This window comes from Phycobacter azelaicus (assembly GCF_014884385.1).
Lineage (GTDB): Bacteria > Pseudomonadota > Alphaproteobacteria > Rhodobacterales > Rhodobacteraceae > Phycobacter > Phycobacter azelaicus.
In genome coordinates this window covers 1-21581 of record NZ_WKFH01000003.1, presented here as the reverse complement: position 1 = coordinate 21581, position 21581 = coordinate 1, and the positions used below count along the sequence as shown (strand labels likewise).

Sequence of the window (21581 nt, the reverse complement as noted above, 5' to 3'; positions counted from 1 at the left end):
TTGCTGCATTGAGTCTGATTGCAGGCTTGCTGGGGAAGGTCAGGCTCTTCTTGATTGTCTTCGCTGCGGTCTGGCTGTTCATCGCAGCAGTGACGTACTATGACTATCAGCTGAGAATTGTGCCGGGTTTCGCAGACGGAAACGGCGACGATGGATCGGGGATGGGGCTTGCCTTCGCTCTGGTCTACATGGGGATCAGTTTCGTGACCATGTTGGGAGCGTTCTGCATCGGGTTCGTCGGCAGTTCACTCGTACGCTGGATGAAAACACTATGACACTGACCAATTTCGAACTCCCCGAAGTGCGCGGACGCCTGACCGAGGGGCGCAGCCTGTCGGAGCTGACATGGCTGCGTGTGGGCGGACCTGCCGATGTGCTGTTCCAGCCCGCTGACCTTGCGGATCTTCAGGCCTTTTTGCGCGCTCTGCCTGCTGAGGTGGAGGTTTTTCCCATGGGGGTCGGCTCGAACCTCATCGTGCGCGACGGTGGCATCCGGGCTGTGGTGGTCCGCCTTGGTCGCGGCTTCAACCAGATCGAGATCGAGGGCGATACCGTCACCGCTGGCGCTGCGGCGCTGGATGCCCATGTGGCGCGCAAGGCGGCTGATGCGGGGCTGGACCTGACCTTCCTGCGCACCATCCCAGGATCGATCGGCGGGGCCGTGCGGATGAATGCGGGCTGTTATGGTTCATACACGGCGGATGTGTTCCAGTCGGCCGCCGTTGTCACACGGGAGGGCGAGGTGCAGGAGTTGAAAGCCGAGGATCTGCAGTTCGCTTATCGCCAGACAAAGTTTCCTGAAGGGGCCGTTCTGGTCTCTGCCACTTTCAAGGCACCGGAAGGCGCGCCCGAGGCGCTTCATGCTCGTATGGAAGAGCAGCTGAGGAAACGGGACGAGACCCAGCCAGTTAAGGATCGCTCGGCAGGCTCCACCTTTCGGAACCCTGCGGGATACTCCTCGACCGGGCAGGCGGGGGATGTGCATGATCTGAAGGCCTGGAAAGTCATCGATGATGCGGGCCTGCGCGGCGCGCGGCTTGGCGGGGCGCAGATGAGCGAAAAGCATCCGAACTTCCTGATCAATACCGGCGATGCTACGGCTGCCGATCTTGAAGGATTGGGCGAAAAAGTGCGCGAAACCGTCCGAAAGGCCTCGGGCATCACACTCCAGTGGGAGATCATGCGCGTGGGCGATCCGCTGCCGGAAGCGGCGCAAGACTGACCTCGGTGATGCACCGATGCGCAATTGACACGAGTTATACAGATCAGCGTTGATTTGGCTGGATCGCGGTGCAAAACTCGGGCTAGAAAGAGACATCCATTAAGGATGGTAAAGAGGACGTTAAGGTCCCGGTAACTCTTTGGGCAGTATGATGACCTACGGTATGTGATTTGTCGCATGTCGACTGGCGCAATTGCCTTCAGATGACACAACAGGGTTTCCGCCGCGGGTAGCGGGGGCGATCCGACAAGAATAAGACGTGGGCCACGCAATGGCCCCAAGAAACAAGGGCGAACAGCCCGATAGGATTGAGGCGCTTGTGGTGAGTTTGTCGAGCAGGACACTCCCGAAAGTGGCGGTACTGATGGGTGGCCCCTCGGCCGAGCGCGAGGTGTCCCTGTCTTCCGGGCGTGAATGTGCCGCCGCGCTGAGGGGGGAAGGCTTTGAGGTTGTCGAGGTGGATGCGGGGCGCGATCTGTGTGCCCGGCTTGAGGCGATAAAGCCTGACGTTGTCTTCAATGCGCTGCATGGGCGGTGGGGTGAAGATGGCTGCGTTCAGGGCATTTTGGAATGGATGCGCCTGCCTTACACCCATTCCGGCGTTCTTGCTTCGGCCATCGCAATGGACAAGGAACGCAGCAAGGCGATGTTCCGCTCGATCGGGCTGCCAGTTGCTGACAGCGGGTTGTTTGCAAGCACCGAGGTTCAGGAACGTCACGTGATGGCACCGCCCTATGTGGTCAAACCTCATAATGAAGGGTCCAGCGTCGGCATCTACCTGGTGCATGAGGCCGCCAATCGCCCGCCGCAGCTTTCCGATCAGATGCCGGATCAGGTCATGGTCGAGGCCTATGTGCCGGGGCGTGAATTGACGGTGTCAGTCATGGGCGACAAGGCGCTGAGCGTCACCGAAATCCTAACCGATGGCTGGTATGATTATGAAGCCAAATACACGCCGGGCGGCTCCCGTCACGAAATGCCTGCCAGGATCCCGACTGAAGTCTTTGACCAGTGTCTCGATTACGCGCTGCGCGCTCATCAGGTTCTGGGCTGCAAGGGCGTAAGCCGCACAGATTTTCGCTGGGACGACAGCAAGGGGGCGGCTGGCTTGATCCTGCTTGAAACCAACACACAGCCTGGGATGACACCGACGTCGCTCACACCCGAACATGCCTCAGTCGTTGGAATGACATTTGGCCAGATGTGTGCCTGGATGGTGGAGGATGCCTCATGCGATCGCTGATCCGTCGCAAGATCAAAGGGCAGGGCACGGCGGCCGATCCGGCGCCCTCCCGACTGAAGTATCGTCTTCAACGCTGGATGCTGACCCCCGGCATTCGCTTTGGTTTGCGCTTCGGTTTGCCCTTGTGCCTGATCGGCGTGGCCGCAGCGGGCTTTATGGCCGATGAAGGGCGCCGCGACATGGTCTGGGGCACCGTGCATTCCATCCGTGCGTCGATTGAGGAACGCCCGGAGTTCCGCGTCAACGTCATGGCAATCGATGGCGCGGGGACAAGCGTTGCTGCCGATATTCGTGAGGTGGTGCCGCTCGATTTCCCGGTGAGCTCATTTGATCTTGACCTTGAGCAGATCCGTGACCTGATTGAAGGCCTGGATCCTGTCAAAACCGCCAGCGTCCGCATCCGTCCGGGCGGTATTCTTCAGATCGACGTGGAGGAACGTCAGCCAGCGCTTATCTGGCGCAGTCGTGATGGGCTGGCGTTGCTTGACGAAACCGGCGCCCACGTGGCCGAACTCGGGCGGCGCAGCCTGCATCCGGATCTGCCATTGATTGCCGGAAAGGGCGCCGACCGTAATGCGCCCGAGGCGCTGCGCCTTGTTGCAGCAGCCAAGCCGCTTGGCGCGCGCCTGCGGGGGCTGGTGCGCGTGGGTGATCGCCGCTGGGATGTGGTGCTCGACCGAGGACAACGTATCATGCTGCCCGAGGCGAACCCGGCACAGGCGTTGGAGCGGGTGATCGTGGTCAGCGAAGTCAAGGATCTGCTTGAACGGGATGTGGCCGTGGTGGATATGCGCATTGCAGAACGTCCGACGGTGCGTATGACACAGGCAGCGGTAGAAGACTGGTGGCGGATCAGGGAAATGAACGGCGGGGGGCTGTAGGATGACAGATCTTTATCAATCGCAGCGCGCCATGCGCCAGATGCGGCGTCAGGCATTGCAGCGCGGAGTGGTCGCGATCCTGGACGTGGGCAGTTCCAAAATCGCTTGTCTCGTTTTGCGCTTTGACGGCGCAGGAGGGCTCAGCGAGGATGGATCGATTGGCTCGCTTGCGGGCCAGTCGGGGTTCCGGGTCATCGGAGCGGCGACAACCCGGTCCCGTGGCGTCCAGTTCGGCGAAATCTCTGCCATGCAGGAAACCGAGCGCGCCATTCGCACCGCAGTGCAGGGCGCCCAGAAAATGGCGGGTGTACGTGTAGATCACGTGATCGCCTGTTTTTCCGGAGCGAACCCGCGCTCTTATGGTCTCGATGCCAAGGTGGAGCTGCAGGGACATGAGGTCTCGGAGAATGAGATCGCCCGCGTTCTGGCCGCCTGCGAGGTTCCGGACTACGGCGCCGGTCGTGAGGTGATCCATGCGCAGCCGGTGAACTTTGCGCTTGATAACCGCTCGGGCCTGTCTGACCCGCGCGGGCAGATGGGGCAGACCCTTTCAGTGGACATGCACATGCTGACAGTCGATTCATCGACCGTTCAAAACCTGATGCGCTGCATCCAGCGCTGCGATCTGGAGCTGGCGGGGATTGCTTCGTCGGCCTATGCCTCGGGGTATGCTGCCCTGGTCGAGGACGAGCAGGAGCTTGGCGCTGCCTGCATCGACATGGGGGGCGGTTCGACCTCAATTTCGATCTTTATGAAAAAGCACATGATCTATGCCGATGCGGTGCGTATGGGCGGAGATCACATCACCAGTGATATTTCCATGGGGCTAGGCGTGCCAATGGCCAATGCTGAGAGGATCAAGACCTTCTGCGGCGGGGTCCACGCCACCGGCGCGGATGATCGCGACATGATCGATATCGGCGGCGATACCGGCGACTGGGAACACGATCGCCGTACCGTCAGCCGCGCCGAGCTGATTGGCATCATGCGCCCGCGTGTCGAGGAGATCCTCGAAGAGGTGCGCGTTCGTCTGGATGCGGCTGGCTTTGAGTGCCTGCCGAGCCAGCAGATCGTTCTGACCGGTGGGTCGAGCCAGATCATGGGGCTGGACTCCCTGGCAAGCCGCATTCTGGGTCAGCAGGTGCGCCTTGGCCGTCCCTTGCGGGTTCACGGCTTGCCGCAGTCGGCAACCGGACCGGGGTTCGCCTCGGCTGTGGGACTCAGCCTTTTTGCGGCGCACCCGCAGGACGAGTGGTGGGATTTCGAGATGCCCGTGGACCGCTATCCGGCCCATTCTCTTCGCCGGGTTTTGAAGTGGGTCAAGGACAACTGGTGAACGCGGGATTGGGTTGCGATCCGGCGGGGGCTGTCGAGACAAAAAAACCGCAAACCTGCCCCCTATCCCCCGTGACAGAGCGGTGCAGAGACGTTAGATTCTTGTTAACGGACGCGAAAAGCGACGAGTCATATGGCCGGGCAGTGGCCAAACCGCGATACTTTAGGATCTGATCCGGTGGCCCGAAGGCGCCGGAGTGATCTGGTTTTTGTATAGCGGTTGCTTTGTTCCCGCTATATCTGTCTTGGTCGGCGAAATACTGCGAAAAAATATGGGTCGGGTCCCATATTTTGTGACGTATTTCGCTTTTTGGGATGACGTGAGTCCGTGGCTGCGGTACAGTTTTCGCAGAAAAGTCAGGAAAAGGCCCTTGCGGGAGGGCTGCAAACACAGGCGGAAAGAGCATGACATTGAACCTCTCGTTGCCCGGACAGGAAGAGTTGAAGCCCAAGATCACCGTCTTTGGTGTTGGGGGTGCTGGTGGTAATGCGGTCAATAATATGATCGCCAAGGCGCTTGAGGGGGTCGATTTCGTCGTCGCCAACACGGACGCGCAGGCCCTGCAGCAAAGCGCTGCGAAAAGCCGGATTCAGCTCGGGATCAAAGTGACCGAAGGTCTGGGCGCTGGCGCCCGCCCGCAAGTCGGCTCTGCCGCTGCAGAGGAAAGCATCGAACAGATCGTGGATCACCTGGCCGGCGCGCACATGTGCTTTATCACTGCCGGTATGGGCGGTGGCACTGGGACCGGTGCAGCCCCAATTATTGCGCAGGCCGCACGAGAGCTGGGCGTTCTGACTGTTGGGGTTGTGACCAAGCCCTTCCAGTTTGAAGGCGGCAAACGCATGCGTCAGGCCGAGGACGGTGTTGAGGCGCTGCAAAAGGTCGTTGATACGCTGATCATCATTCCCAACCAGAACCTGTTCCGTCTGGCCAATGAGAAGACCACCTTCACCGAGGCTTTTTCGATGGCGGACGATGTCCTTTATCAGGGCGTTAAGGGCGTGACGGACCTGATGGTCCGTCCGGGCCTCATCAACCTCGACTTTGCCGATGTTCGCGCCGTGATGGACGAGATGGGCAAGGCGATGATGGGCACAGGCGAGGCCGAGGGCGAAGATCGCGCCATTCAGGCGGCCGAGAAAGCCATCGCGAACCCGCTCTTGGATGAAATCTCCTTGCGCGGTGCCCGCGGCGTTCTGATCAACATCACAGGTGCCCATGATCTGACGCTGTTCGAGTTGGACGAAGCGGCCAACCGTATCCGCGAAGAGGTGGATCCGGATGCGAATATCATCGTTGGCTCCACGCTCGACACCGAGATGGAAGGCAAGATGCGCGTTTCGGTCGTTGCGACCGGTATTGACGCTTCTGAAGTGAATACCGACATGCCGGTGCCGCGCCGTCCGATGGCTGCGCCTCTCAAGAAAACCGTCAGCGTGGAAGAAACCCGCGCCGCACCGCTGGAGCTGGAGGAAACGGTTGAGCAGCAGCCTGCCGCAGTTGCAGCCGAGAGTGTAGGCGCGCCGGAGCCAAACCTGTTTGAGGGTATGGAAGCTGCACCGGTCGCCGCCGAGACGAGCCAGCCTGCGGCCACCTCCGAGGTGTATGATGACGACGGTCTGCCGCCACCCGCCTACCAGCCGCAGGTGCCGGAGTTCCAGCCACAGTCAGATGCGGCTGCAGAGCACGCGGCCGAGGCCTTTGTTGCGCCCAAGCCGCCCGCGCCTGGCACCCCGTCGCCCGAGGCTATCGTGCGCCTGCAAGCCGCCGCTCAAAAAGCGCAGCCGCAGCAGCAGGCGCCACAGCAACAGCGTCCTGTCGCCGCCCAGCCTCAGCAGGCACCAGCGCAGCCGCAGGAGCAGCGCCGCTTTGGCCTTAACTCGCTGATCCACAGGATGACCGGCAGCGCGGCCGAAGGCGCTGAAGGCAAGCCGCAGACCTTGCGTCAGCAGCCGCCAGCACCGCAGCAAGCAGCCGCCCCGCAGGCTGCGCCGCAGCCTGCGCAGGAGGCCGATCCGGATCAGGAACGCATCGAAATCCCGGCTTTTCTGCGTCGTCAGGCAAACTGACAGGTCGGAAATCCGCAAGTTTAGGGTCGCCGAGAGGCGGCCCTTTTCTTTTGCAATCAATGTTTTGGGCGGGGTTGAGCAGTGTTTTGCCTATTTGTTACACGCATGTTTCAATCCGTTACAAAGATTGAGTTGAGCCCTTGCGCGAGACTCCTTACCTATCGTGTTCAAGCCAGCCCCAGCAGGTTGGACGCAGTTGAATGAGGCCCAAGGTGCAAAATACCCTGAAAGCATCGGTGACATTTGAAGGCGCAGGCCTGCATTCCGGCCAGCCCGCGCGAATGGTTCTGAAGCCCGCTCCGGCAGGTCATGGCATTCGCTTCAAGCGGACCGATATTGCTTTGGGGGATAGCATCATCCCGGCACGCTGGGATTACGTGGAGCGCACGGCATTGTGCACGCGCCTGGTCAATGCGGCAGGCGTGTCCGTTTCTACAGTCGAACACGTCATGGCCGCTCTGGCCGGCTGCGGTGTTCACAATGCGCTGGTGGAGATTGACGGTCCGGAAGTGCCGATTTTGGATGGATCTTCTGCTCCCTTCGTACGCGGCATCATGCAGGATGGGGTGCGCCGCCTGAATGCGCCAGTGCAGGCCCTTCAGGTTCTGAAGGAAGTCAGTGTCGAAAAGGACGGGGCCAAGGCAACCCTGCTGCCGAGCGACCGTCTGGTGATCGAATTCCACATCGATTTTGCCGAAAAAGCAATCGGCCGTCAAAGCAAGGTGCTGGACCTGCGCAATGGCGCATTCGCCCGTGAGCTTTGCGACAGCCGTACCTTCTGTCGCCGCGTCGATGTTGAAGCAATGCAGGCCAGTGGTCTGGCGCTGGGCGGTGTGCCCGGCGAAAATGCAATCGTTTTTGATGGCGACAGGATTGAAAGCGGCGAGGGGTTGCGTCACGGCGATGAGCCGGTGCGCCACAAGATGCTCGATGCGCTTGGCGACCTTGCGCTTGCAGGCGCTCCGATCATGGGGCGCTACATCGGGGAGCGTGCGGGCCACGCTTTGACAAACACGCTGCTCCGGGCTCTCTTTGCGACGCCGGGCGCCGTGCGCATGGTTGAATGTGATCCTTCGATGGTGGCACGTCTTCCCGGGCAGGGGCTGGTCTGGGGCGAAATTCCGGGCGCGAACCGCCGGGTGGCCTGAGCCCGCACCTGAAACTCTAGTGGACCGACGAGACGGGGCGCCTTGGCGCCCTTTGTCTTTTGAGAAGTATGCGATAGGGGCTACGGGCATCTGCTGCCCTGTTTCAACGAGGCAAGACGCCGACAAAGCTGCCAGTGACGCTTGACCAAAGTGGACAATCTCTGCCAAGTGAAGCCCTAGGTGGGTTATTGGCGTTTTGCATGCTTAATGAATGTGCTAGACCGGGCTGAACCCGGGGCGGACACCCGCGAGTCACAGGCGGTAAGGTGAGGCAAATATGATCGGCATCAGGGCAGGAGCCAAATTGATCGGCGCGGTTCTTGTGATGGCTGCTTTGTCGGGCTGCGGCGGCGACGGTGGAGCGGCGCAAAGCTCAACGCCACTGGATGGCTACACCCCCAAGCAGATCTTTGAACGCGGCGAGTTCGAATTGCAGCGCAATCGCTCAAAGGATGCAGCCTACTACTTCTCCGAAATCGAGCGACTGTACCCCTATTCCGAATGGGCCAAGCAAGCCTTGATCATGCAGGCCTATTCGCTGCACAGGTCAAAGGATTATGAGAACAGCCGCGCCGCTGCGCAGCGTTTCATCGACTTTTATCCGACCGAAGAAGATGCCGCCTATGCGCAGTACCTTCTGGCTCTGAGCTATTATGACCAGATCGATGAGGTCGGCCGGGATCAGGGGCTTACGTTCCAGGCTCTTCAGGCGCTGCGGACTGTGATCGAAGTGTATCCCGACAGCGAATATGCAACGGCGGCGATCCTGAAGTTTGACCTGGCCTTTGATCACTTGGCGGCCAAGGAAATGGAAATCGGTCGCTACTACCTGCGCAAGAAACACTACACCTCGGCGATCAACCGGTTCCGCGTGGTGGTTGAGGACTTCCAGACCACAAGCCACACCCCCGAAGCGCTCCATCGCCTGGTCGAAGCCTATCTCTCCCTTGGCCTTGTTGATGAAGCCCAGACAGCGGGTGCAATCCTTGGTCATAACTACCAGTCGACCGAATGGTATCAGGACAGCTACAAGCTTTTGACTGCGCAAGGACTAAAGATGCGCGATCGGGGTAACAACTGGCTGAGCCAGATCTACCGGCAGTCGATCAAAGGCCAGTGGCTCTAACGGCGCTGGCAACGGGGCAAGGCAATGCTGCGTGCGCTTGATATTCGCGATATCCTGATCATCGATCATCTCGAGCTGTACTTTCAGCCCGGTCTGAATGTGCTGACCGGTGAGACGGGTGCCGGCAAGTCGATCCTGCTGGATTCGCTCGGTTTTGTTCTTGGCTGGCGTGGGCGCGCTGAATTGGTGCGGCAAGGGGCCAAACAGGGGGAGGTCGTAGCAGAATTCGACCTTGCAGAGGATCACCCGGCCCATCGCGTACTGGAAGAGGCAGGCCTGCCGACGGGGCGCGAGTTGATCCTAAGGCGGGTCAATACGTCCGAAGGGCGCAAGACAGCCTGGGTCAACGACCGGCGCTGCTCGGGCGAGGTATTGCGTGCCTTGTCCGAAACGCTGGTGGAACTGCACGGCCAGCATGACGATCGTGGGCTTCTGGATCCCAAGGGTCACCGCGGCCTTCTGGATGCTTTCGCAGGCGCTGAGCAGGCCTTGGCGGCCACGCGCAGCGCATGGAGCGACATGGCACGGGCCCGCAAAACGGTAGAGGCTACCCGGGCGGCGCTCGATGCGGTGAAGGCTGAAGAGGAATTCCTACGTCACGCCGTGGCGGAGCTGGACAAACTGGCGCCCGAACCCGGTGAGGATGAAGCACTGGACGCGCGTCGTCGCCAGATGCAAGGCGCAGAGCGTATCCGCGGAGACATCGCGCGCGCCCATGCCCTTTTGAGCGAAGGCGCGGATCCGGCCTTGGGAGAGGCGCAGCGTTGGCTGGAAGGGGTCACAGGCGCCGATGAGGCAAGCCTTGACGAGCCGCTGGCCGCGCTAAGCCGTGCCATGATCGAATTGGCGGATGCCCAGGACGGGGTTGAGCGTGTTCTTGAAAGCCTCGATTTCAATCCCGCAGATCTGGAAGCCTGCGAAGAGAGGCTTTTTGCCATACGTGCCATGGCACGAAAGCATGATGTCTTGCCGGATGACCTGTCTGTCCACGCGGATGCTCTGCGCGCGAAACTCGCGGCTCTGGATGCGGGGGATCAGGATCTGGCGGATCAGGAGACCGCCTTGCGAGAGGCAGAGGACCGCTATGCAAAAGCGGCTGAAGCGTTGAGCGACCTGCGCCGCAAGCAGGCCTCCGCACTGGACACAGCGGTGATGGCGGAACTTGCGCCACTCAAGATGGAGCGCGCTGTCTTTGAAACGCGGATCGCGAAAGGTCAGGCAGGTCCCGACGGGCAAGACGATGTGGCCTTTACGGTGGCCACCAATCCCGGTGCACCGGCAGGACCATTGAACAAGATTGCATCTGGCGGGGAACTCAGCCGGTTTCTGCTGGCGTTGAAGGTTTGTCTGCGCGGTGATGAGCAGGACAAGACGCTGATTTTCGACGAGATCGATCGCGGTGTTGGCGGCGCAACGGCCGATGCCGTAGGGCGCAGACTTAAATCCCTGGCTGAAGGCGGTCAGGTGCTTGTGGTGACGCACTCCCCTCAGGTGGCCGCCCAGGGCGCGCATCACTGGCGGGTACAAAAACGAGTCATGGAGGGCATGACACTATCTGAAGTCGTGCCCCTGAGCGAGGCTGAGCGTGTTGATGAAATCGCTCGTATGGTATCTGGCGACACGATCACCAAAGAGGCGCGTGCGGCGGCAGGAGCCTTGTTGACCGGATAGGTTTTTTGCCTGCTTTTGGTGTCAGGGGTTTGCAGTTTGGCAACCTGTTCTGCCTAAATGGATAAATCAGATGAATTTAGGCGCACCATGATTGAGCACCCCAGACAAGGATTGAGAGCCCTAGCCCTGCAGGGGCTAGCATGGCTGCGGGACATCTGGCGTATCCTGCTACATCGCGGACCCAGTCAGTTTCAGTTCTGGCTGATTGCTCTTTTGATCGGTGTGGCCGCCGGATTTGCAGCGCTCGCCTTTCGCAAGGGCATTACGGCGCTGCAGGGCTGGGTCTATGGTGCGGATGACGTCGATTTCCTGCATAGTTTTGCACAAGGCCTGCCCTGGTATGTGCTTTTGATCATACCCACCGTGGGTGGGCTGATCGTTGGGCTGATCCTGCACCATTTCACGCCGGATGGGCGGGTGCGATCCGTGGCCGATGTGATCGAGGGCGCCGCGATGCGCAACGGGCGGGTGGAAATCCGCGAAGGGCTGGGCTCGGCCATGGCTTCATTCCTGACGCTGTCTACCGGCGGCTCTTCGGGGCGCGAAGGGCCTGTCGTACATCTGGCAGGGGTCATCTCGAGCTGGGTGAGCGACCGGATCAAGGCAGATGGTATCACCGGGCGGGATCTCTTGGGCTGCGCTGTTGCCGCTGCCGTGTCCGCCAGTTTCAACGCCCCCATCGCAGGGGCTTTGTTCGCGCTGGAAGTGGTGCTGCGCCATTTCGCGGTCCATGCTTTCGCGCCAATCGTGATCGCTTCGGTCGCCGGGACTGTGATCAACCGGCTCGCGTACGGTGACGTCACCGAATTCACCCTGAACACGCCCGGAGCGCTCCAGTTTTATGTGGAGCTGCCCGCCTTTTTGATCTTGGGGCTGGTGTGCGGCCTGGTGGCGGTGATCCTGATGCGCTCGATTTTTTGGGCCGACAACCTGGGAACCGAGGTGCAAAACGCTCTGTCGCTGCCGCGCTGGCTGCGTCCGGCTGTCTCCGGGGCGCTTCTGGGCGTGATTGCTATCTGGTTTCCCCATATCATTGGTGTCGGCTATGAGACCACGGTACTGGCGCTGACCGGCGGTCTGGTACTTTCGCAGGCGATCCTCTTTACACTGGTCAAGGCTGTCGCGGTTGCGGTGACCATGGGCGGGCGCATGGGAGGAGGGGTCTTCTCTCCGTCCTTGATGATTGGGGCGATGACTGGGCTGGCTTTTGGGCTGATCGCAACCTCGATCCTGCCGGATGTGTCCGGCACGCATACGCTGTATGCCTTTGCGGGCATGGGTGCAGTGGCGGCGGCGGTTCTTGGCGCGCCGATTTCCACAACGCTGATCGTATTCGAGCTGACCGGCGACTGGCAGATCGGTCTTGCCGTCATGGTGGCGGTCTCCCTGTCAACAGCGCTGGCCTCACGGCTGGTGGACCGCTCTTTCTTCCTGACGCAGCTTGAGCGTAGGAACATCCACTGTGCGGCCGGCCCGCAGGCCTATCTTCTTGCACTGTTGAGCGTTGGCAGCCTGATGCGGCCGTTGGGCGATCCGCGTGGTGCCACCGAAGAGGACTGTGCGTTGATGATGGAGCAGGGGCTGGTCCTGCGGTCAGATCAATCGCTTGAGGCCGCTTTGCCGGTGTTCGATCGTGCGGATGTGCCTTACTTGCCGGTCGTGGATGCGACACAGGGAGGGGATCTCGTCCTGCTGGGCACGCTGCATCATGTGGATGCGCTCAAGGCTTATAACCGCGCCTTGGTTGCCACCGCCGCAGAAGAACATAGCTAGCCGGGCAGTGGATTGCCGCGCCTGTCTCAGGCCTTGAAAACCCGGGTCAGAGTATCACGCAGCCAACGCAGGCGCGCACTGTCGTCATAGCGCTGATGCCAGATCAGATCGAAACGCGCCGCAGGAATGCTGAGGGGGAGCGTGCAATGATCGAGATGGCGGAAGGCCGAGAATTGCAACATCCTTGGCAGGGTCGCAATCATGTCGGTTCCGCGGATCAGTTCTGCCAGAAGCCAGACATTCGGGACTTTCACTGCGACGTTGCGACTGAGGTTCAGATCGTCGAGAAATGTTTGAACGATGCTTTTGGTCGAGCCACCAAAGTCCAGGGTTGCATGGCGCGCGGCGCTGTACTCGTAGATGTCCTTGATCGGGTCTCGGGCCTGAGGGTCGTAAAAGACTTTGAAGTCTTCGGTGAACAGATGTGTATGCTTCAGCGTCAGTGGAAAATTTGCGGGCCGCGGCGTGATTGCAAAATCCGCTTCTCCTTTTCCCAGCATGCTTTCGGCGTTCCCACGCGTTCCCAATTCCCGGAATACCAGCTTCTTTGAAGGCACTTCACGCCAGATCGTCTGGCAAATCTTGGTGACCTCTGGGACCAGCACGCCACCGTTCGTCGCGATGACGAAGGGGTCTGGATCGTTTTGTGGCACATACTCGCCCGTGTCGAGGAGGGCATCCATTTGTGCCAGCAGACGGCGAACCTTTGGGGCAAGACGTTCAGCCCGTGCGCTTGGGACGATCCCGCGCCCCGAGGGCAGGAACAGCTTGTCACCAATGATGCTGCGCAGCTTTTCAAGGTTGTGGCTCACGGTCGATTGGCTGGTATGCAACCGCTCGGCGGCCTTGCTGACCGACATTTCGTCGTAGACCGTGATGAAAACGCGCAACAAACGGCCACTTAATTGCGATGCATCTGCGTCACGCATGTATTAATTTTTTCTTTCGCTTGATTGGACCAGTGCTGTTGTGAACTATGGTTAACAGTAACGGGCGTTACTTGGGTGCGGAAGGAAAATTATGCGTACTTATGAATTCGACCCGCAAGAGGTCGAAGCAAAAAACAAATTGAGCGAGCAGGACAAAGAACAGGCGGCCCTACAAGCCTTGGTCAACTACGCGATAGAATGCGCCAAAGAGGCAAACGTCTTTGGCTCAGGTGAGGCGTTGGAGCAGGCCAAGAGGCATCTAGCGCGTAGCGTTCTTCTGTAAGTCTGTTTGTCAGCGGCTTTTTGACCTTTCCGGGGCATCGCGCGGAAGGGTTCATCAAGACTGGCATCATTTCTTGCTTGCCGACGAGCAGGGCCAGCCCAAGCCGCATTGGCTCGGGCTGATCCTGATATATCAGAGCTGCTCGACCTTGACGGAGTCACTGGTGTAGAACGCCAGATATCCCTTGATTTCAGATACAGCCTCGATCGGGTTTTCATAGCTCCAGGCGGCATTCTCGGTCACTGAGGACTTGTTCACGATCGAGAAATAGCTGGCATCCCCCTTGTGCGGGCAATGGCTGGTCTTGCTGCTTGGATCGAGAAAGGCCATCGCGATATCTTCGCGTGGGAAATAGATCACCGGCTCGTATCCGTCCTCGCTCAGCTCCAGTGCGCGGCTTGTCTCGCCAAGAACGGCGCCGCCAGAGCGGACCACCCAGGTGCCTTCTGCTTTGCGAATTCGAATATTGCTCATGTGTTCTGTCCCATCTCGTCAGTGTCCAAATGTCGTCTTGCCCGCGTTTTGTAACATCGGGGTATCAGATCGCAGCCGTCGCGTCATCAAGCCAGGCCTGCGCGGCCGGGCTGACGTGAGGTCGGATTTTCTGGGCGACTTCGGCATGATAGGCGTTCAGCCAGGTGCGTTCTTCCCCTGATAGCAGATCTGCGTCAATCAGCCGCCGGTCGATGGGAGCGAAGGTCAACGTGCGCCAACTGAGCATATCCCGGTCCGCGTCGCCTCCGGCAATGCGCGGCGCGGCCTCGGCAACGATGAGGTTTTCGATGCGGATGCCAAAGGCGCCTTCGCGGTAATACCCCGGTTCGTTCGAAAGGATCATGCCCGCCTGCAAGGGAACGGCAGAAGCACGGCTCAGTCGCTGCGGCCCTTCATGGACGCTGAGATAGGCGCCGACACCGTGACCGAGACCGTGATTGAAATCCTGTCCCGCCATCCACAGAGGCATACGACCAATGGCTTCGATATCGCGGCCCGAAAGCCCTTTGGGCCAGCGCAGTCGGGATATGGCGATCATGCCCTGCAGCACGCGCGTAAACGCCGCACGTTCATCAGATCCGGGCGTTCCGATCGCGATGGTGCGGGTAATATCTGTAGTGCCGTCCAGATACTGCCCGCCGCTGTCCAGAACCAAGAGATCGCCCTCCTTGAGGACTGTGTCAGTTTCGGTTGTGACCCGGTAGTGGATCACCGCGCCATTGGCTCCAGTTCCTGCGATGGTGTCAAAGCTGATATCGCGCAGGCGCTCGTCCCTGCGGCGCAACTCCTCTAGCTTTTTGACGACATCGATTTCCGTGACCGTTCCCGGCGCCTGCGCATCCAGCCAGGCCAGGAGTTCAACCACGGCCGCGCCATCACGCAGATGTGCAGCGGCGCTACCCTCGATCTCGGCCGCGTTCTTGCAGGCCTTGGGCAGGGCGCAGGGATCACCTCCGGGAACGAGGCGCTCGCCAAGGGTTTCGGCAACGATCTGCGGAACCGTATCGATATCCACTGCGATGTTCCCGTTGAGTGCAGCGACGGCTTCGAGGAAGGCAGCGGGAGGGCGCACAGTAACCGAAGCGCCAAGGTGGTCTGACAGCCCCGCCAGTTTCTCTTCGGCCATGAAGAGGTCAACGCGTGCATCGCTGTGGAGGATGGCAAAGCCATGGGCAACTGGATTGCGCGGGATGTCCGAGCCGCGAATATTGAGCAGCCACATAATGCTGTCGGGAAGGGTGATCAGAGCAGCTGTCTGCCCGGCGTTTTCCAGATCTTTGGCAAGCCGCGTGCATTTGTCAGCGGCGCTTTCTCCGGCGTAAGCGTCCGGGTGCGCGACCACGGGCTTCATGGGGGCAGGGGGCTGATCCTCCCAGATGCGGTCAACCAGGTTGTCGCATGGTTCCAGGAGGATGCCTGTCCCCTCAAGCCTATCGCTTAGCGACGAGATCTGCCCCGCCGCATGAAGCCAGGCGTCGAATCCGATGCGTCCGCCCCTTGGCAGTTGTTCCTTCAGCCAGTCGTGCAACTGCACTTCGGGCCAGGGTACGGGCGTATAGGCCTGTTCCGCGACCTGTTGTTTGACCTGGGTCCGGTAACGTCCGTCGATGAAAACACCCGCGATATTCTGCAGCACGGCGCAAAACCCTGCCGAGCCGGTAAAGCCCGTGAGCCAGGAGAGACGCTCATCGCGGGCCGCGACGTATTCGCCCTGATGCGCGTCCGCGCGGGGGATCAGAAAGCCGTCCAATGCCGCGCTCGACAGCTCTTTGCGCAGGGCCTCAAGCCGTGGTGGCCCCTGTTCGGGACGGGCTGTCACATTGAATGACTGGTACATGGGGCCTCCTTCGCCAGCGAGTATGATCCGCGCTAGAGAACCGCGAAGCGGGGCCGGGTGCAACCCGGGAAACTCAATCTGGGTCGACAGACGGGTTTCGGAAGGCTCCCTTTGGGAAGGGGTGGCGCAGCGCGTGCTCAAGAAGTTCGAGGCGGTCCTGTCCGTAGTAGGGATCCCCATCCAGCACGTAGGTGGGCGAGCCAAAGAGGTGCATCTCCAGCGCTGCATCTGTGTTGGCCTGAAGAACCGCCTGCACCTCCGGCTCCAGCGCGCCTGCAAGCAGCGGTGCGGGATCAAGGCCCGCCTCGCGGGCCGCTTCCGACAGCTGGTCGGGGTTCATAAGGTCGATGTCGTCGCGCCAATGCCCCGCAAGCAGGGCGTGGGCCAGGGCGTCGACATCCTGCCCCAGACGCTCGGCCATGATCACCATTCCGCTTGAAAGCGTCAGCGGGTTGTCATGGTAGGTCGGGCGATAGTCGATGATGGAGACGCCGCGAAAGGCGGCCCAGCGTTCGATTTCCCGTCCGAAGAAATAGTCCACATGCGCTTGGCTGCGTTTGGCGAATGGCTGACCGCCCGCCTGTTCCACCACAGGGGACAAAAGGAAAGGCCGGTGGATCAGCTGGCAGTCATGGGCGGCACAGATCTCTGAAAGGCGCCGAGAGCCCAGATAGGCAAAGGCGGAATGCGTAGAGTAGAAATACTCGATCCTGTGCTGCGCCATGGAGCTGCTCGCTTACATTGCCTTTTTCATGCCCATGATGCGCGCGCGTGCGCGCGGATCGCTATCAAAGAGGGCGGCAAGCTGCTCGGTCATTGCGCCGGCCAGCTGCTCAACATCGGTGATGGTCACCGCCCGGTCGTAATAGCGCGTCACATCATGGCCGATGCCGATCGCCAGAAGCTCCACCTGCTTGCGTCGCTCCACCATGGCGATCACATCGCGCAGGTGTTTTTCCAGATAGTTCGCCGGGTTCACCGACAGGGTTGAGTCATCCACCGGCGCACCATCGGAGATCACCATCAGGATCTTGCGCGCTTCGGGGCGGCCCACCATGCGGCGGTGCGCCCATTCCAGCGCCTCGCCGTCGATGTTCTCCTTCAACAGGCCTTCTTTCATCATCAGACCGAGGTTCGGGCGAACCCGGCGCCAGGGCGCATCGGCGCCCTTGTAGATGATGTGGCGCAGGTCGTTCAGGCGTCCGGGTTGCTGCGGGCGACCGTCGTTCAGCCAGGCCTCGCGCGCGAGGCCGCCTTTCCAGGCGCGGGTGGTAAAGCCGAGGATCTCTACCTTGACGTTGCAGCGCTCCAGCGTGCGGGCCAGAACATCTGCGCAGATCGCCGCGATCGAGATCGGGCGGCCCCGCATGGAGCCAGAGTTATCAAGGAGCAGCGTCACCACCGTGTCGCGGAACTCGGTGTCCTTCTCGCGCTTGAACGACAGGGGCGTGGTCGGGTTGGCGACAACCCGTGCCAGACGTCCTGCATCCAGAATGCCTTCTTCGAGGTCGAACTCCCAGGATCGGTTCTGCTGCGCCTGCAGGCGGCGCTGCAGCTTGTTGGCAAGGCGCGACACAGCTCCCTTCAGCGGTTCAAGCTGCTGATCCAGATAGGCACGCAGGCGCTCCAGTTCGGCAGGCTCCGCCAGATCTTCGGCGGCGATTTCCTCGTCGTAGGTGTCCAGGAAGACCTTGTAATCCGGATCAGCCTCGGAAACGGGCGGCGGCGGGGGCGGCTCGAGCGGTGCCTCGCCATCGGGCATTTCGGTCTCTTCGGTCAGCTCGTCCTCGGCCATCTCGTCCATCGAGACCTGGGCCTGGCTTTCGTCCTGCTGCTGTTCCTGGGCCTGCTCGGCATCCGCATCAGCCTGCTCGTCGTCCGAGTCATCTTCGCCGGTGCTGTCGGGGTCCTGTTGCTCTTCGGCGTCCTCTTCGGCCTGATCTTCCTGATCGTCATCGAGCTGATCGGGATCCTCGCCCAGCTGATCGCCATAGCCGAGATCGGTGATGATCTGGCGGGCAAAGCGGGCAAATTCCGCCTGATCGGCGATCTTCTCGTCGAGGTTTTCCAGCGTCTCACCCGCTTCGGCCTCGATGAAGCCGCGCCACAGCTCGGCGACGTTGGCGGCGCCTTCAGGCAGGGGACGTCCGGTGGCCATCTGGCGCACCAGATACCCTGCGGCAGCGGCCAGAGGCGCCTCGGATGAGGATTTCATCTGGTCATAGCCGCGCCGGATCGCCTCGTTGCGGATCTTGACGTCGATGTTCGATGCGGTGCCGGGCATGTGACGCGCGCCCATCGCCTCGCAGCGGGCGGTTTCCATCGCCTCATAGATGTCGCGGGCCATTTCGCCTTGCGGCGCGTATTTCGCATGGACCCCATCGTCGTGGAACTTGTGCCGCAGCGCCAATGCATCCGCCGTGCCACGCGCCAAAAGCACCTCTTCGCGCGTCATCCGGCGGGAGACTTGCGGCAGCCGCATGGAGTCGCCCGACAAACCAGACGGGTCGACCGAGTAGCTGACCGACAGTTCCGCATCGTCAGCCATAACCTTGGTCGCTTCGGCCAGGGCCTTCTTGAACGGATCGGCGGGGTTGTCGTTTTGTTTGGTCATGGCGCAAGCGGTCCTTGGTCCGATCATTTCGCCAGGCGCCACTGATGTCCAGACTTCAGTTCTGGTTCAAAGGGCGGTGCCTGACCGCGGGCGGAAACGAAGTGCCCGGCCATGGGGGCGGTCGGGCACTGCCCGGACTTCCGACCGGGCGGGTCTTTTCGCGTCAGCCGAGGCTCACGTTTGCCGCGCTTTCGGGCAGTTCCTCGTCAAAGCAACGCTGGTAGAATTCGGCCACGGTCTGGCGCTCCAGCTCGTCGCATTTGTTGAGGAACGACAGGCGGAAGGCATAGCCCACGTCGCGGAAGATCTCGGCGTTTTGTGCCCAGTTGATCACGGTCCGGGGCGACATCACGGTGGACAGATCCCCGTTCATGAAGGCGGTGCGGGTCAGGTCCGCGACGGTCACCATCTGGCTGACGGCCTTGCGGCCCTTCTCGGTGTTGTAATGTGGCGCTTTGGACAAAACGATGGCGGTTTCCGCATCATGGCTGAGATAGTTCAGCGTCGCGACCAGCGACCAGCGGTCCATCTGGGCCTGGTTGATCTGCTGGGTGCCGTGATAGAGGCCGGTGGTGTCGCCCAGACCCACCGTGTTTGCGGTGGCAAACAGGCGGAAGAAGGGGTTCGGGGTGATGATCTCGTTCTGATCGAGGAGGGTCAGCTTGCCGTCATGCTCCAGCACACGCTGGATCACGAACATTACGTCGGCGCGGCCGGCGTCATATTCGTCAAAGACGATGGCAACCGGGTTGCGCAGCGCCCACGGCAGGATGCCTTCGTGGAATTCGGTCACCTGCTTGCCGTCGCGCAGTTTGATCGCGTCCTTGCCGATCAGGTCGATCCGGCTGATGTGACTGTCGAGGTTCACGCGAACCGACGGCCAGTTCAGGCGCGCGGCAACCTGTTCGATATGGGTCGACTTACCCGTGCCGTGATAACCTTGGATCATCACGCGGCGATTGTGGCTGAAGCCTGCCAGGATTGCCAGCGTGGTGTCCGGGTCGAACTTGTAGGTGGGATCCAGCGCGGGCACACGGTCAGAGCCTTCTGCAAAGCCCTTTACGGTCATGTCGGTGTCAATCCCAAACACATCGCGGACCGAAACGGTCTCGGTCGGTTTCGCATTCATATCCAGCATGCCGTCGCTCATCGCAGTCGATCCTTATCTCTGTGCCCTGTTTCAACCAGCAGGGCGTAATTCGGGGGATTGGTGCCTGATCTGACCGGTAAGGGCAAGCGAAAGGTGGACGTGAAACCATATGACGCGGTGTTTGGCCCGAAAGTGATCTGAAACTGGCCTGATCTGCCCGGTCCTCAGGGGCTGCGATGGGCAGTCATCCACAAAAGGCGCCCAAGATCTGGAGCGCCCGGCAGAGCGACCTGATGCAGTGCCGCAGGCAGGTTACTTGAAGCTACGGCTGTCCTTGATTTGATCCCAGGCCCAGACCACTTCTTGCAGCTGTTCTTCCTGGCTGCGATCGCCGCCATTCATGTCGGGGTGCAAAACCTTGATCAGCTTTTGTAGGCTTTCCGGATTTCGGCCTTGGACCAGTCATCCTTGGCCTCCAGAATTTCGATCGCGCGGCGTTCCGTGGCAGGCAGGCGGCGGCCAGCTTTGGCGTTCTTGCCGGGGTTGCGCGTGGCATTGGCGCCCAGCACCTGATGCGGATCCTCAATGCCAAGACGCGCCCAAGCGCGGGCTTCCGGATCACCCATGGGGCGGGTCTGACGCTCCCAGACCTTGTCCTTGGAGGCCTGGGCATTCAGTTCGGCCTCTGTCGTACCCTGAAGAAGTTCCATTTCTGATTATATTAGCGCACGTGCTCCTGACAGAACCAGACATATTCGTCCAGAACGTCAGGCGCTTTGGGCGCGCGGAACTTGCCTGGATCGTCGCAGCCTTCCTTGGCGCAGGTGCGCACGGATGTTTCCTGGGCTACGGAGGACTGCCCTTCGTCCGCGTGGGTTCTTCTTTTTTCGCGGAGCGGACGGACATATCGAAACCAAAGGATCTGATTTGCTCATGGGCGCACCTTCTAATTCGGTTCTGCTCGACTCGGAGCAAGCAGTTTAGTCTAAGGGGCGGAAGATAGAAGGGGGAGGGAAATTTTTATGAGAGTGAGCGGAAAATGAGCATCAAACAAGAAATGGAAAATCGCCTGCAGGAGGCGTTCAATCCGAGCCACCTGGAGGTCGTTGACTACAGCGACAGCCACATCGGTCATGCGGGCCATGACGGGCGCGGCGAGAGTCACTTTAATGTGATGATCCGGGCTGAGGCCTTTGCGGGGATGAACCGGGTGGCCCAGCATCGCGCTGTGCACAAGGCGCTGGGGGACATCGTGCCCCGCATTCATGCGCTGGCGCTCGATATCGGCAGTTGACCATCGCTGCCCTGCGCGGTTTGCGCGGCGGTCTGGTTTACTGTTCGTCCCGCGAGTCTGACACGCGGATATGGCGATGCAGCGGACGGCTGTTATCATCTGCCATTGGCTCTTCAGGGGGCTGCTGCGTGCCGGTCGCCTCCTCTTGAGCTTGAACTTCGGCGGTCATATCCGGGGCTGGACTGTGCGTTTCTACATCAGAAAGCGCCTGAGCGGTCAGTGGTGGCTCAGCGGGCGCGGTGTCCTGAAACGGGGCCGCTTGGACCGGAGCAGGCGACATCTGACGCCGAAAGATCAGCACGTTCCGCCAGTTGGTGGTCGAGCCGGTCAGCCCTGAACGTTCTTCGGACGGGAGCAATTCGGCGCGCTGATACTCCCAGCCTTCAGCCGCCATCTGATTGAGGATATTTTCGATCGAATAGGCAAAGCGGTCCTCCGGCGTCTTCACGCCCTTGGCTTTTGTGCCTTTGTGGGGGGCAGGAACAACTTTGTACTCGAACTCTTGCATCGTGATCTCCTGAGCGATCGCCGGACTGGCCCCCGAGGTTTAGCGGAAGGGAGGCCGGGTCA

At 60.7% G+C, this 21581-nt stretch carries 19 protein-coding genes and 1 pseudogene; 12 read left to right on the top strand and 8 right to left on the bottom strand.

All coding sequences use genetic code 11. The annotated features are described in order from the left end of the window. Positions 1–50 precede the first annotated feature (50 nt). The 10 genes from INS80_RS01220 (at position 51) to INS80_RS01175 (ending at position 12469) form a co-directional block, all read left to right on the top strand. Positions 51–275 (top strand): hypothetical protein, encoded by a 225-nt coding sequence (locus INS80_RS01220; protein WP_192963801.1) that lies wholly within the window; start codon positions 51–53, stop codon positions 273–275. Then, entirely contained in the window at positions 272–1222 is a 951-nt protein-coding gene (gene murB, locus INS80_RS01215; protein ID WP_192963800.1) for a UDP-N-acetylmuramate dehydrogenase, read from the top strand. The genes INS80_RS01220 and murB overlap by 4 nt, the downstream gene beginning before the upstream one ends. Positions 1223–1586: 364 nt before the next feature. Then, on the top strand, positions 1587–2465 hold the full coding sequence (locus INS80_RS01210) for a D-alanine--D-alanine ligase (RefSeq protein ID WP_439650953.1): 879 nt from the start codon (positions 1587–1589) through the stop codon (positions 2463–2465). Next, complete coding sequence (locus tag INS80_RS01205; RefSeq protein WP_192963799.1) at positions 2453–3346, top strand: cell division protein FtsQ/DivIB; 894 nt, start codon at positions 2453–2455, stop codon at positions 3344–3346. Before INS80_RS01210 ends, INS80_RS01205 begins: the two co-directional genes overlap by 13 nt. 1 nt (position 3347) lies before the next feature. Next, positions 3348–4682 carry a cell division protein FtsA gene (ftsA, locus tag INS80_RS01200; RefSeq protein ID WP_192963798.1) on the top strand — a complete coding sequence of 445 codons (1335 nt, stop codon included), beginning with the start codon at positions 3348–3350 and terminating at the stop codon, positions 4680–4682. Positions 4683–5086: 404 nt separating this feature from the next. Next, positions 5087–6751: a cell division protein FtsZ gene (ftsZ, locus tag INS80_RS01195; RefSeq protein WP_192963797.1), complete on the top strand. Its 1665-nt coding sequence runs from the start codon at positions 5087–5089 to the stop codon at positions 6749–6751. Positions 6752–6951: 200 nt separating this feature from the next. Continuing rightward, on the top strand, positions 6952–7899 hold the full coding sequence (gene lpxC, locus INS80_RS01190; protein ID WP_192963796.1) for a UDP-3-O-acyl-N-acetylglucosamine deacetylase: 948 nt from the start codon (positions 6952–6954) through the stop codon (positions 7897–7899). A 277-nt stretch (positions 7900–8176) separates the two neighbouring features. Then, positions 8177–9025 (top strand): outer membrane protein assembly factor BamD, encoded by an 849-nt coding sequence (locus INS80_RS01185; protein ID WP_192963795.1) that lies wholly within the window; start codon positions 8177–8179, stop codon positions 9023–9025. 24 nt (positions 9026–9049) lie between these two features. Next, positions 9050–10696, top strand: coding sequence for a DNA repair protein RecN (gene recN / locus INS80_RS01180; protein ID WP_192963794.1), 1647 nt, complete (start codon positions 9050–9052; stop codon positions 10694–10696). An 87-nt stretch (positions 10697–10783) separates the two neighbouring features. Beyond that, positions 10784–12469, top strand: coding sequence for a chloride channel protein (locus INS80_RS01175; RefSeq protein WP_192967138.1), 1686 nt, complete (start codon positions 10784–10786; stop codon positions 12467–12469). 26 nt (positions 12470–12495) lie between these two features. Here INS80_RS01175 and INS80_RS01170 read toward each other — a convergent pair whose 3' ends face one another. Continuing rightward, complete coding sequence (locus tag INS80_RS01170) at positions 12496–13398, bottom strand: LysR family transcriptional regulator (protein ID WP_192963793.1); 903 nt, start codon at positions 13396–13398, stop codon at positions 12496–12498. Positions 13399–13489: 91 nt separating this feature from the next. Between INS80_RS01170 and INS80_RS01165 the strand changes: the two genes are divergently transcribed. Beyond that, positions 13490–13681, top strand: coding sequence for a hypothetical protein (locus INS80_RS01165; protein ID WP_192963792.1), 192 nt, complete (start codon positions 13490–13492; stop codon positions 13679–13681). A 132-nt stretch (positions 13682–13813) separates the two neighbouring features. Here INS80_RS01165 and INS80_RS01160 read toward each other — a convergent pair whose 3' ends face one another. The 6 genes and pseudogenes from INS80_RS01160 to INS80_RS01135 all read right to left on the bottom strand — a co-directional run bounded on the left by INS80_RS01160 (position 13814) and on the right by INS80_RS01135 (position 20652). Next, positions 13814–14155, bottom strand: coding sequence for a DUF427 domain-containing protein (locus tag INS80_RS01160; RefSeq protein ID WP_192963791.1), 342 nt, complete (start codon positions 14153–14155; stop codon positions 13814–13816). A gap of 64 nt (positions 14156–14219) precedes the next feature. Next, a complete protein-coding gene (locus INS80_RS01155) occupies positions 14220–16013 on the bottom strand; it encodes an aminopeptidase P family protein (protein WP_192963790.1) in 1794 nt (597 codons plus the stop codon). 73 nt (positions 16014–16086) lie between these two features. After that, complete coding sequence (locus tag INS80_RS01150) at positions 16087–16737, bottom strand: 2-hydroxychromene-2-carboxylate isomerase (RefSeq protein ID WP_192963789.1); 651 nt, start codon at positions 16735–16737, stop codon at positions 16087–16089. A gap of 12 nt (positions 16738–16749) precedes the next feature. Further along, the gene (gene cobT / locus INS80_RS01145; protein WP_192963788.1) at positions 16750–18627 is read right to left on the bottom strand and encodes a cobaltochelatase subunit CobT; all 1878 of its coding nucleotides are present in this window, start codon (positions 18625–18627) and stop codon (positions 16750–16752) included. Positions 18628–18790: 163 nt separating this feature from the next. Beyond that, entirely contained in the window at positions 18791–19777 is a 987-nt protein-coding gene (cobS, locus tag INS80_RS01140; protein ID WP_192963787.1) for a cobaltochelatase subunit CobS, read from the bottom strand. A 252-nt stretch (positions 19778–20029) separates the two neighbouring features. Continuing rightward, positions 20030–20652: pseudogene (locus tag INS80_RS01135) on the bottom strand (J domain-containing protein). A 104-nt stretch (positions 20653–20756) separates the two neighbouring features. On the opposite strand from INS80_RS01135, the gene INS80_RS01130 reads away from it, so the two are divergent. After that, positions 20757–21011 carry a BolA family protein gene (locus INS80_RS01130; RefSeq protein ID WP_192963786.1) on the top strand — a complete coding sequence of 85 codons (255 nt, stop codon included), beginning with the start codon at positions 20757–20759 and terminating at the stop codon, positions 21009–21011. 37 nt (positions 21012–21048) lie between these two features. Here the strand turns inward: INS80_RS01130 and INS80_RS01125 are convergent, their stop codons facing one another. After that, a complete protein-coding gene (locus tag INS80_RS01125) occupies positions 21049–21519 on the bottom strand; it encodes a DUF4177 domain-containing protein (protein WP_192963785.1) in 471 nt (156 codons plus the stop codon). Between the last annotated feature and the right edge of the window lie 62 nt (positions 21520–21581).

Excerpts from the sequence above, each read along its gene's own strand:
- INS80_RS01210 (WP_439650953.1), top strand. The coding sequence starts at position 1,587 with ATGGGTGGCCCCTCGGCCGAGCGCGAGGTGTCCCTGTCTTCCGGGCGT.
- INS80_RS01125 (WP_192963785.1), bottom strand. The coding sequence starts at position 21,519 with ATGCAAGAGTTCGAGTACAAAGTTGTTCCTGCCCCCCACAAAGGCACA.
- INS80_RS01155 (WP_192963790.1), bottom strand. The coding sequence starts at position 16,013 with ATGTACCAGTCATTCAATGTGACAGCCCGTCCCGAACAGGGGCCACCA.
- INS80_RS01160 (WP_192963791.1), bottom strand. The coding sequence starts at position 14,155 with ATGAGCAATATTCGAATTCGCAAAGCAGAAGGCACCTGGGTGGTCCGC.
- cobS (WP_192963787.1), bottom strand. The coding sequence starts at position 19,777 with ATGAGCGACGGCATGCTGGATATGAATGCGAAACCGACCGAGACCGTT.
- recN (WP_192963794.1), top strand. The coding sequence starts at position 9,050 with ATGCTGCGTGCGCTTGATATTCGCGATATCCTGATCATCGATCATCTC.
- ftsA (WP_192963798.1), top strand. The coding sequence starts at position 3,348 with ATGACAGATCTTTATCAATCGCAGCGCGCCATGCGCCAGATGCGGCGT.
- INS80_RS01150 (WP_192963789.1), bottom strand. The coding sequence starts at position 16,737 with ATGGCGCAGCACAGGATCGAGTATTTCTACTCTACGCATTCCGCCTTT.
- INS80_RS01165 (WP_192963792.1), top strand. The coding sequence starts at position 13,490 with ATGCGTACTTATGAATTCGACCCGCAAGAGGTCGAAGCAAAAAACAAA.
- INS80_RS01130 (WP_192963786.1), top strand. The coding sequence starts at position 20,757 with ATGAGCATCAAACAAGAAATGGAAAATCGCCTGCAGGAGGCGTTCAAT.
- murB (WP_192963800.1), top strand. The coding sequence starts at position 272 with ATGACACTGACCAATTTCGAACTCCCCGAAGTGCGCGGACGCCTGACC.
- INS80_RS01205 (WP_192963799.1), top strand. The coding sequence starts at position 2,453 with ATGCGATCGCTGATCCGTCGCAAGATCAAAGGGCAGGGCACGGCGGCC.
- INS80_RS01170 (WP_192963793.1), bottom strand. The coding sequence starts at position 13,398 with ATGCGTGACGCAGATGCATCGCAATTAAGTGGCCGTTTGTTGCGCGTT.
- INS80_RS01175 (WP_192967138.1), top strand. The coding sequence starts at position 10,784 with ATGATTGAGCACCCCAGACAAGGATTGAGAGCCCTAGCCCTGCAGGGG.
- cobT (WP_192963788.1), bottom strand. The coding sequence starts at position 18,627 with ATGACCAAACAAAACGACAACCCCGCCGATCCGTTCAAGAAGGCCCTG.
- ftsZ (WP_192963797.1), top strand. The coding sequence starts at position 5,087 with ATGACATTGAACCTCTCGTTGCCCGGACAGGAAGAGTTGAAGCCCAAG.
- lpxC (WP_192963796.1), top strand. The coding sequence starts at position 6,952 with ATGAGGCCCAAGGTGCAAAATACCCTGAAAGCATCGGTGACATTTGAA.
- INS80_RS01185 (WP_192963795.1), top strand. The coding sequence starts at position 8,177 with ATGATCGGCATCAGGGCAGGAGCCAAATTGATCGGCGCGGTTCTTGTG.